Below are 2,150 nucleotides of genomic sequence, written 5' to 3' on the forward strand. Positions count from 1 at the left end.
TTTTTACTTTTTTCGAAAATACTGTCGAGCAAGCTCGAGCGCCATTCATCACCCGCTTATAGAAGCGAGTGTCTTCTGTCGCAGTATGATAAAGAATCTTCATTAAATAGTTTACTACATAATAGATTGAAGGCGAACCCTATGGACATTTCATTAGTAATTTTCGATCAGCTGCTTCAGATGTTTTTCATTATGATGTTTGGATTCATCCTTGTAAAAATCAATTTTCTCAATATGGACGGCAGTCAGCAGTTGGCCAATATCGTGACGAAGTTTGTCATTCCGATCGTTCTGATGCTCTCGTTTCAGCAGGACTACGACAGCGGTCAGCTGCAACTCCTCTTCACTTCCCTAATCGGATCCCTTGCCATTACACTCTCACGTATTTTCATAGCCCATACGGTATTGAGAAACCGGTCGAAGATAGACCGGTATGCCATCGTGTTTTCGAATACTGCATTTATGGGTATTCCCATTATTCTACCGATACTTGGATACGAAGGCATCTTTTACTTATCCATGTATATAGTTGTTTCAGCAATTTTCCAGTTTACATATGGAATATGGATGCTGTCAGAAGGTAATCAGCCGATCACTATAAAATCTATATTTACGAATCCGGCTAGTATCGGTGCGTTTGTTGGTTTCGGCCTGTACATCACCCGTATCCCGTTGCCTGACGTTTTATATAACAGTCTGGATACGATTGGTGGCCTTAGTTCTCCTCTAGGAATGATCCTTCTTGGAGGTTACCTGGCCAGAAGTCAGTTCAAGGAAATATTCTTTGTCAAATCCAACTACTGGATCGTGTTCATCCGTCTTCTGATTGCTCCAGCCGTTGCTCTTCTGTTAATCTGGCTCTTACCGATTAGTGATCCTTCCGTCCTGCTGGTACTTGCCATAGCGAACTGTACACCGACTGCCGTGAATACTGCACTTTTTTCGCAGCTATACGGCGGGGATTACGAATACGGTGCACGCATCATCATTCTGGCCAGTTTCTTCTCGATCGTGACCATGCCGCTGGTCATCAGCTTGTCGACGCTCCTTCTTTTATGATTATGCTTTATAGCAATTATTCTAACAGATGCCTCATTCTTTTCCGATTCTGTGCCTAGTGTATGGATTTAGGAAAATGACTGAGGCTTTTTTTCTGTCTCCTGGCTAGCGTTGAGTCTCTTCATGTGGTGAGAATCTACTAGTGCTTTTTACGTAGTGATTGTAGTCCTGGTAAGAGGGCGTATGCCTCCTATTCCGTACTTATGAAACAGTCACTCATCCTAAAAGTTCTGATAAGCAACAGAATCAGCTTATTCATCGATGTGATCAAATTTAATAAAACAAAAAGGAACACCATTAGTCAGAATGGCTTTCCTTTTAATGTAATTGACTTAAGATCAGGCATAGTTTTCAAACTGAGAATAATACACCTCAGAATACATGCCGCCTTCTTCCATGAGTTCATCATGATTTCCCTGTTCCACAATGCGACCATCATTGGCCTCGAAGGTCGATTCGGCATTTCTAATCGTGAAAAGCTAGTGAACGATCACAAAGGATGTTTTATCCTTCATGAGTCGCTTCATATAAAATATGATTCATCCCTCTGTCAAGTTAGATAGTTGCACCCGCACCAATATCACTAATCATTCCACCTGTCTAATCAACCGCATTATTTATTCTGTTGAGTGAACTACCCACCACTTAAATCCTTTGGATTTTGAAGTGGGGGCTTCCTACGAACTCCATTCTTGTCTGCACAGACTTCATACAGACAGAGGAATCGGATAGGGGTAGGCTTAAAAGGCAGTCCCTGCCTCATTGATTTTCTTTTACTTGGCCAATGCCAAGAGGTTTTTGCTGGCATTGATATCTCTGTCAAGGTATTCCCCGCATGTCGGGCAGTCCCACTCCCGGATATTGAGCGGCTTCTTGCCGTCTCGGTGTCCGCAACTCGAACAAACCTGACTAGACGGATAGAACCTGTCTGCTTTGATAAGTGTCCGTCCTTTTTGCTTGGATTTATATTCTAATTGGCGGACGAATTCATACCATCCTGCATCACCAATGCTTTTTGCTAGTTTATGATTTTTCATCAGGTTCTTACTGGACAGAGTTTCTATTACAATGACTTGGTTTTCGTCTGTAAT

The 2,150-nt window shown here is 42.2% G+C and carries 2 protein-coding genes; one reads left to right on the forward strand and one right to left on the reverse strand.

The window, feature by feature from the left end; translation table 11 throughout:
* Nucleotides 1-141 precede the first annotated feature (141 nt).
* Entirely contained in the window at nt 142-1,059 is a 918-nt protein-coding gene (locus ABFX15_RS07660) for an AEC family transporter (protein WP_091265081.1), read from the forward strand.
* A 773-nt stretch (nt 1,060-1,832) separates the two neighbouring features.
* Here the strand turns inward: ABFX15_RS07660 and ABFX15_RS07665 are convergent.
* A partial coding sequence (locus ABFX15_RS07665; protein WP_346024875.1) for an RNA-guided endonuclease TnpB family protein occupies nt 1,833-2,150 on the reverse strand: 318 nt, incomplete at its 5' end.

This window comes from Alkalibacterium indicireducens, assembly GCF_039522005.1.
In the GTDB taxonomy this organism is placed as follows: Bacteria; Bacillota; Bacilli; order Lactobacillales; family Carnobacteriaceae_A; genus Alkalibacterium; species Alkalibacterium indicireducens.